The organism is Streptomyces sp. BE20 (genome assembly GCF_036322525.1).
Taxonomy (GTDB): Bacteria; Actinomycetota; Actinomycetes; order Streptomycetales; family Streptomycetaceae; genus Kitasatospora.
Genome location: NZ_JAQYWW010000349.1, coordinates 1 through 6996, shown reverse-complemented (window position 1 = coordinate 6996; position 6996 = coordinate 1). Strand labels below are relative to the sequence as shown.

The window sequence follows — 6996 nt, the reverse complement described above, 5'->3', positions numbered from 1 at the left end:
TCTCACCGGCCAGGATCGACAGCACGATCCGGACCTTCTCCTCCGGCGGCAACGCCGGCGGCCTCACCATGATCGATCAGACTCCTTCACAGGGCAGGACCCGCAAGAAACAAGCCCTGCCACAAAGTCTGACGCGCGACACTCTCCGGTCAGGGCGGGTGCCGTCGCTGCGCCGATCGGAAGGCGGCCGAGGGCCGCAGAACGGATCCGGAAGTGGCCGCCTCCGCGATGAGGGCAGCCGGCCTGGAGCCGTTGGATCCGTACAGCACGTCCATGACGCCGTGGCGCTGCCGCTGTCTGACCTGCGGCCGCGAGGTCACACCCACCCTCATGAAGATCCGCACCGGCGGTGGCTGCCGATTCTGCGCCAGCCACGGCTTCGACCTCACCGCCCCGGCCCGCGTCTACATCGTTCACCACCCCCAGTACAACGCGGTCAAGATCGGCATCGGCGGCACCGCAGGCCGCAACGAGCGGGTCAACCACCATCGCAGGGCTGGCTGGGCCCTCACCCGGGACTGGCACTTCCTCACCGGCGCCGAAGCCCACGCCGTCGAGCAGGCCGTCCTCCAGGAACTGCGGAAAGCCGGCCACGGCCCCTACCTGAACGTGGACGTCATGCCGAACGGCTGGACCGAGACCTTCGACGCCGACCTCGTCACCCCGACCGTCCTCGCCACGACCGTCGAGGCCCGGATCGCCGCTCTCGCCGACACGGCGACTCCCGTTCCCGCCCGGCGCGTCCTCCGCCCGCAACGTGCGAACGCCCTGACCGCCTCTTCGACGGCCGGCACACGCCCGGAGCCCGAGCCGCGGGAGGTCGCCAGTGACCAGCTTGCGCTCTTCCACTGATCCCGTGGGCGCTGGCCACTCCCGTTGCTGTTCCGGTTGCCGAGCTCCGCCTCGTGCAACGGCCTGCCGGTGCCGGTCGTGGTGGAGCTGCCTGTTCAGGAGGCGGCGCGGTGGCGGCGGCCTGCGTGTTCGAGGGCGTGTTGGAGTTGGTCGCGGGTCATGGTGGAGCGGCCCTGGACGTCGAGGTCGGTGGCGCGTTCGTAGAGCTCGGCCTTGGTGAGTGCGGACAGCTGCCGCTTGCCGGTGGCGCTGGCGCGCTTCGCTGGGCTCTTTCGGACGGACGTCTTCGTGGCGGTGGTGCTCCTCTTGCCGCCCGTGGCCTTCGGGGTCCGGGCGGCGGTGGCCGGGGCCTTCCGGCCTGCGGATGACCGCGTCGTCTTCTCGACGGGTTCGCCCTTGCGGGCGCCTTCGAGGCTGCGGCGCAGGGCGTCCATGAGGTCGACGACGTTGGTGGCCTCCGGGGCGGGGCCGGCGGAGACGGCGATCTCGCGGCCGGCGAGCTTGTCCTCGACGAGCTTCTTCACCTGCTCCTCGTAGGTGTCGTGCCAGTCCTCGGGCTTCCAGTCGATGGCGAGCATGCCGATCAGCTGCTCGGCGGTCCTCACCTCCTGGGCGGAGAGCTTGGTCTTCTCCGGCAGGTCGCCCACCTCGGTGCGGGCGTCGCGGACCTCGTCGGCGAAGTGCATCGTGCGTTGACGCGCTTGTTGCGCACGCGGTCGGAGGTGCCGCGCTGCAGCTGGTGGAAGCGCACGTCGTGGCTGGAGGTCGCGGTGTAGAGGGCGACTGGGACGGTGACCAGGCCAAAGGTGAGCACGCCGGTCCACATGGGTCGGGCCACGGAGGCCTCCCTTCTCGCAGCGCGCCGGCCGACAGCCGGCGACGGTTCACCGCCAGCGTCGCCGCCGGGGCGTTGTCGCGCACGCGGTGGTGGGCCGACGGGCACCGCCTCAGTGTTGGGGCCCGAGTCCGGAGGCGGCGGTCGCGCCCGCGGCACGGCCGGCTCGTCGCCTGAGCTGCCGGGGCGCCGCGGTCAGTCCTGCTTGGGCCGGTCGCTGCCGCCCTCCAGCTCCCGTACCCGGGCGGCCGCGCCCCGGACCGCCTCGCTGGTGCGCTCCGCCTCATTGCCGGCAAGGCGTTCCGCCTCTTGGGCGGCCCGCACCCGTTCGTCGGCCCGGTCGACGTCCTCCTGCGCTTGGGCGTCGTGCCGATGGGCCTTGTCCAGTGCGGCCCGGGCGCGCTCGGCTTCCGCCGCCGCCTCCCGCTGCTCGGCCTCGGCCTCCTCGAGCGCGCGCCCGGCGGCCTCGGCCCGGCCGGCCGCATCGGCCCGGGCCTGCTCCGCCCTGGTCAGCGCCTCCTCGGCCCGCTCCACCTCACGCAGGTGCTCCCGCTCGGCTGCCGCCTCGGCCGCGGCCGAGGCCGAGGCCTTCGCTCCGGCCGCCGCCTTGCTCGACGGCACCTCCCCGGCTCTCGGCGTCGACCGCGACCTGCGTGCCGACAGGGACGATGCCGCCTCCGTGCCGGGCGACCGGCTGGGTGCTGCCGTAGCCTCGCCTTCCGGCGCGCCGGGCCAGGCCACGGGCTGAAGGGCGGTGGTCAGCCGGCCTGCGGCGAGGGCGTCGGCGGCGTCGGGGTCGGCGAGTGCGGCGCTCAGCGTGCCGTCCAGGTCGGCGACGGCGCCGGTGCCGAGCGGGTGCCCGGCGGCCGCCGCGTCCTGGACCGCCCGCGTGGTCAGGGCCCGCACCAGTCGGCGGCGCTGCTCGACGAGCTCGCGCAGCCGCTCGCCCGCGAGGTGCTCCTGGGCGTCGCGCAGCGCCCGGCCGAGGTCCAATAGCTCGCCGACCAGGTCCGGGTGCCGGCGGGCGAGGAGGTTGGCGGCCCACGCGGCATGGGTGGGGCGGTGCAGCGCGCGGATCCGCTTGGCGAGCCGCGGGTCGGTCTTCTTCAGTCGGTCGGCGTGGTCGTCGCGGGCGGCGGTGAAGTCCGCCGGGTCGAGCGTGTAGAGCTCGTCGGCGATCCGGTCGAAGTCGGGAGCGGTCATCGTCCCGGACTCTACGGCCGGTGGTCCGGCGGACGGCGGTGTCGTTCACCTGCTTCGCTCTGGTCGGAACGGATGCGATGGTGGCCGGTGCGGTGCCGATTCCGGTGTCGGCGTGGCGCTGCACCGGTGCGGTGCGGCTGCCGGGCGGGATCCCGGTGGGGGAAATATTCTGATTTATATATTTTTAGTTTAGTTTCTGCACTCTGTTTCGGGTGATCAGTGGGGGCGCTCGATGTTGACGGCGCCGAGTTCTTCGGTGGTCAACATGCGGGGCGGCACCTTGTCGGTCGTGCCCGGCGCCTGGTCAGGGGTGTGCGAGAGGGTACTGGAAGGCGGATCCGCACGTTGAGCAAGGAAGTTTGAGTTTCGTTTACCCGACGGGCTCGAAATGGTTGGCCTGGATGGACTTAAACAGTCCGCCCTGGTATTGCACGCAGGCGTTCGCCAACCGAATCTGACCGTTTCTGATCAGTTCGTTCGAATACGCATTCTTCGGCGTGGTTTAAGCGGATGAGCCGTTAACGCGCTCGGGTGATCGCACTGTAGTGTCCCGAATACGGAGAGCCCCGGCGGGCCTGAGAAACCGATTGCCGGGGCTCTGTCGCAATAACCGTTGATCAAGGAGCTGAAGATGACCCCTGACCGGATGCGGAACCGGTCCTCTGAGGTGAGGACCGTTCGTGGCACCGAACCTAACATGCCTCTCCCGCCGACCGGGGAAACCCGGAGCGGCAGTGACCTCGGGGTACGAGTGAGTGGTGGTCTGCTCGTCGCGGTTCCGGGCGTCCTGGCCCTGTTGTGGCAGGGTGCGGCCTCGGGTCTGACGGTCTGGGCCGTGAGCGTGCTTGCCAACCGTTCCCACATCGTCTACCAGCGCCGTCGTCGCTGAGCGATCGTCTCCCGGTTGCCCGGCCGCCGGTTTCGCGCGGCCGGGCAACCGGCTCCACCCACGTGCCAACAGATCGGTGTCGTGGAGCAATTCGTACGTGCCGTACTGGATTGTCGGGTCTGCGTAACGATAACGAGAACCATGGCTCTCACCCGTTCGCGCGAACCTGCCGGGCATTCGAGGACCGGAAATGAATCCGCCCCTTCTGACCTGCGAGCAGTGCAAGCAGGATTTCGAACGCAAGAGCAACCGCGGCCGCTCCCCGCGCTTCTGCACCCCGAGGTGCCGGGTGCTCGCGAACCGCAAGCGCGCCGCCGACCCCGTCCCGCCGTCGGCGCCGCTCTACGACACGGCCGTGGCCAGGCTCACGCATGACCTCGCCGAACGCTCCAAGCGGCTGAGCAACGTCGTGGGCCGCTCCTCCGACCCCCGCATCAGCGACCTCGCCGAACTGGAGCACGCCGCGGCGGTCGCCAAGGCATTGGAGGACGTCCTCAGCGGCGTGGTCCTGAAGGCCAGGACGCGGGGCGTGCGCTGGTCGGACATCGCCAGGACCACCGGCGTGAGCACGGAGACGGCGCGCACGCGCTGGGACGAAGGGAAGGGGGCACGGCTTCTCCAGCGATGGCGCGAGCAGGCGGGCCGTCGGCCCCGGCGGTCCACGAGCCGCAGGGTCGCCGACTCCCGGCGGCCCAAAGCCTCGGCGGTGTTCGCCGCCCGGGACCTCCAGGCCAGGCTCGCCAGCGCGCTCTCCCAGGCACAGCGCTCGTCGGGCAAGACCATGCGGCAGATCGCCACCGAGTCGAGGGTCTCTGCCTCCTACGTCTCCCGGATGCTCTCGGGGACGCGACTTCCGAGCTGGGAGGTGGTGACCCGCTTCGCGGCGGCCTGCGACGTCGAGGCGGAGCAGTTCAGGATCCTGTGGGAGGAGGCCAGGGGGCAGCACGACTCCGGGCCCTTCTTCGCCGGCCGGCCCCACGCGAACAGCTTCGCCCGCGCCCGGCTCACCGCCGCCCTGCAAGGCCTCCACATGGCGGCCCACCGGCCCGACGCCTGCTTCGTCTCCGAGCGCACCGAGGGTCGGCTTACGCCCGAACAGGTGGCCGGGATCATCAGTGGCGCGCAGTGCGGCTCGTGGCGCGACATCGCCATCGTGGTCACCGCCCTGGAGGGAAAGCCCGCCAGGATCAAGGGACTGTGGGAGTGCGTCCAGCTCGCGCAGAACCCCCGGTGGACCCCGGAGAACCCGCTGCCGGCCCAGTGGTGCGGTCCTCAGCAGCCCAGCAGCGGGCTCCCGGCGGAGAGCTTCTGAGCCGACCCGAAGCTCCGGCGGGGGCCAGTGGGCCCATCGGCCTCCTGGGCGCCACGCCGGAGCGCCTCCGACCCTCGACCACCCGGTCACTCCACGCGCTCCAGGGGAGAAGCATGTCCACAGCACGACGCGCCCTCGAGCTCCACGCGCTCCACGAACTGCACCGGGAGCGCTACCTCCAGTACGCAGCCCTCCTGCTCTCCCCTGCCGAGGCCCCGCTCGCGGTCAACCAGGCCTTCGCGGACCTCGCCGACCTCTGGCAGGAGGTCCTCGCCACCGAGAGCCCCGCCGCCCATGCCTGGCAGGCCGTACGCAGCCGGGTCCGCGCCCTGGCCGGTCCGCACCCGCTCCCACCGGTCGCCCACCTCACCGCTCAACAGCAGGACGTCTTCCTCCTCCGCGTGGTCCTGGACCTGCCGGAGGACGCCGTCGCGCAGGTGACCGGCACCGCTGCCGCCGCAGTCCGGGTCCAGGTCCGGTCCCTGGCCATGCGCCCGGGCGGCGGAGCTGACGTTTGATCACGTCCATCTTTTATCGAACACTTGTTCCATGACTGCTGCTGTCCCCTTCTCCCGTCCCGCGCACCCGGCCCCGATGCCGGGTGACGCCGAGCGGGCTCCCCGGGAGCTGATGACCCTGCCGGGGGCGTCGAGGGATGTGCGCAGGTGGCGGCTGGTGGAGGTCCGGCTCGGCGGCGGGTGGCGGCCTGGGATGCTCACGGTCTGGCGGCGCCCGCCCGGCAGCGCGATGTGGGTGGTGCACGTGCGCTGGGCCGCCGACGGCACCGTCGATCAGGGGTGGGGGTGGTTCCTGTTCGATCCCGAGCAGATCCGCCCGCTGCCCGAACCCGCCGGACCGCCGCCGACCACCGTGCCGTACTTCGGCCAGTGGCAGGACGCCGTCGTCGTACCCGCCGAGCTGGCCGGCACGCCGGACCCGGACGGGGGCGACCGGTGCTGGCGCCTGGCCTGGCTGCGCGCGGCAGGCGAGTGGCGTTCGGCACTGGTGACGGCCCGGCGTCGGCCGGGCCCGGGACTGCCCTGGATCGCGCACGCCCGTTGGGGCGAGGACAGGGCCGCGGCCTGGGTGATCGCCGACCCCGCCGCCCTGCAGCCCCTTCCCGCGGCCGGGTACCCCGTTACGCCGGCCAGGCCCGCGGACGACGGCCCTGTCCCCGGCGCCGACGCGGCGACCGGTGGGGCCTGCACGTGACGACGCCGGCCGCCGTGGACCGGCGCGATGCCGACCGCCGGGAGCGCCTCGCCGGCCTGCTCGAGGCGACGTCCCCCGCCACGCGGGCCCGTGAGGCCGAGGCCACGGTCCTGCCGGTCCTCGCCCCGCTCGCCGGGCTGCTGCCGCACGGCGGCCTCGCCAAGGGCACCATCACCGAGGCCGCCGACACGAGCCTGCTGCTCGCGCTCGCCGTCGGCCCCGCCACCGCCGACCCATACGCCTGGACGGCAGCGGTCGGCCTCCCGGAACTCGGCCTGGCCGCAGCCGCCGGCTACGGCCTCGACCTACGCCGCCTCCTGGTCGCCGACCACCCTGGCGAGCACGCAGCCGAGGTGATCACCGCGCTCGCCGCCGCCTGCCCCGTCGTCCTCGCGGCCGCCCCGGTCGGCTTGGGCCCGCGGGCCCTTGATCGCCTCGCCGCCCATCTGCGCCGCACCGGCACGATCCTGCTCACCCCCGACCCCTGGCCCGGCGCCCAGCTGCGCCTGCAGGTCACCGGGAGCCGGTGGTCCGGGCTCGGCGACGGCTGGTGGTGTGAGTGGGTGGGGTGGTGTCAGCGGGTTGGGTGGCAGCCCGGCTGGTGAGTGCAAGGGCTCGTTGAGCTTGGTTTCTGCCTGATGATATCGCGGGCCTTGGCTGTCACGGGGTGACCAAACCGCTGCCGTAGTACGC

9 protein-coding genes are annotated in these 6996 nt (G+C 72.4%); 6 read left to right on the top strand and 3 right to left on the bottom strand.

Going from position 1 to position 6996, the window contains the following annotated elements; genetic code table 11:
- Positions 1-273: 273 nt before the first annotated feature.
- Entirely contained in the window at positions 274-852 is a 579-nt protein-coding gene (locus PUR61_RS02565) for a GIY-YIG nuclease family protein (RefSeq protein ID WP_329875159.1), read from the top strand.
- Positions 853-947: 95 nt separating this feature from the next.
- Here PUR61_RS02565 and PUR61_RS02560 read toward each other — a convergent pair whose 3' ends face one another.
- From PUR61_RS02560 to PUR61_RS02550, 3 genes are all read right to left on the bottom strand, one after another.
- A complete protein-coding gene (locus PUR61_RS02560) occupies positions 948-1538 on the bottom strand; it encodes a hypothetical protein (RefSeq protein WP_329875157.1) in 591 nt (196 codons plus the stop codon).
- Positions 1454-1678 carry a Ku protein gene (locus PUR61_RS02555; RefSeq protein ID WP_329875161.1) on the bottom strand — a complete coding sequence of 75 codons (225 nt, stop codon included), beginning with the start codon at positions 1676-1678 and terminating at the stop codon, positions 1454-1456. The genes PUR61_RS02560 and PUR61_RS02555 overlap by 85 nt, the downstream gene beginning before the upstream one ends.
- A gap of 204 nt (positions 1679-1882) precedes the next feature.
- The gene (locus PUR61_RS02550; RefSeq protein ID WP_329875155.1) at positions 1883-2890 is read right to left on the bottom strand and encodes a hypothetical protein; all 1008 of its coding nucleotides are present in this window, start codon (positions 2888-2890) and stop codon (positions 1883-1885) included.
- A 751-nt stretch (positions 2891-3641) separates the two neighbouring features.
- Here PUR61_RS02550 and PUR61_RS02545 point away from each other — a divergent pair.
- The 5 genes from PUR61_RS02545 to PUR61_RS02525 all read left to right on the top strand — a co-directional run bounded on the left by PUR61_RS02545 (position 3642) and on the right by PUR61_RS02525 (position 6908).
- Complete coding sequence (locus tag PUR61_RS02545) at positions 3642-3779, top strand: hypothetical protein (protein WP_329875153.1); 138 nt, start codon at positions 3642-3644, stop codon at positions 3777-3779.
- A 190-nt stretch (positions 3780-3969) separates the two neighbouring features.
- Entirely contained in the window at positions 3970-5091 is a 1122-nt protein-coding gene (locus PUR61_RS02540) for a helix-turn-helix domain-containing protein (protein ID WP_329875151.1), read from the top strand.
- A gap of 113 nt (positions 5092-5204) precedes the next feature.
- The gene (locus PUR61_RS02535; protein ID WP_329875149.1) at positions 5205-5609 is read left to right on the top strand and encodes a sigma factor-like helix-turn-helix DNA-binding protein; all 405 of its coding nucleotides are present in this window, start codon (positions 5205-5207) and stop codon (positions 5607-5609) included.
- Between the two features lie 31 nt (positions 5610-5640).
- Positions 5641-6303: a hypothetical protein gene (locus PUR61_RS02530; RefSeq protein WP_329875147.1), complete on the top strand. Its 663-nt coding sequence runs from the start codon at positions 5641-5643 to the stop codon at positions 6301-6303.
- Positions 6300-6908: a hypothetical protein gene (locus tag PUR61_RS02525; protein WP_329875145.1), complete on the top strand. Its 609-nt coding sequence runs from the start codon at positions 6300-6302 to the stop codon at positions 6906-6908. Before PUR61_RS02530 ends, PUR61_RS02525 begins: the two co-directional genes overlap by 4 nt.
- Positions 6909-6996: the final 88 nt, after the last annotated feature.

Excerpts from the sequence above, each read along its gene's own strand:
- PUR61_RS02565 (WP_329875159.1), top strand. The coding sequence starts at position 274 with ATGACGCCGTGGCGCTGCCGCTGTCTGACCTGCGGCCGCGAGGTCACA.
- PUR61_RS02560 (WP_329875157.1), bottom strand. The coding sequence starts at position 1,538 with ATGCACTTCGCCGACGAGGTCCGCGACGCCCGCACCGAGGTGGGCGAC.
- PUR61_RS02555 (WP_329875161.1), bottom strand. The coding sequence starts at position 1,678 with ATGTGGACCGGCGTGCTCACCTTTGGCCTGGTCACCGTCCCAGTCGCC.
- PUR61_RS02550 (WP_329875155.1), bottom strand. The coding sequence starts at position 2,890 with ATGACCGCTCCCGACTTCGACCGGATCGCCGACGAGCTCTACACGCTC.
- PUR61_RS02540 (WP_329875151.1), top strand. The coding sequence starts at position 3,970 with ATGAATCCGCCCCTTCTGACCTGCGAGCAGTGCAAGCAGGATTTCGAA.
- PUR61_RS02535 (WP_329875149.1), top strand. The coding sequence starts at position 5,205 with ATGTCCACAGCACGACGCGCCCTCGAGCTCCACGCGCTCCACGAACTG.
- PUR61_RS02530 (WP_329875147.1), top strand. The coding sequence starts at position 5,641 with ATGACTGCTGCTGTCCCCTTCTCCCGTCCCGCGCACCCGGCCCCGATG.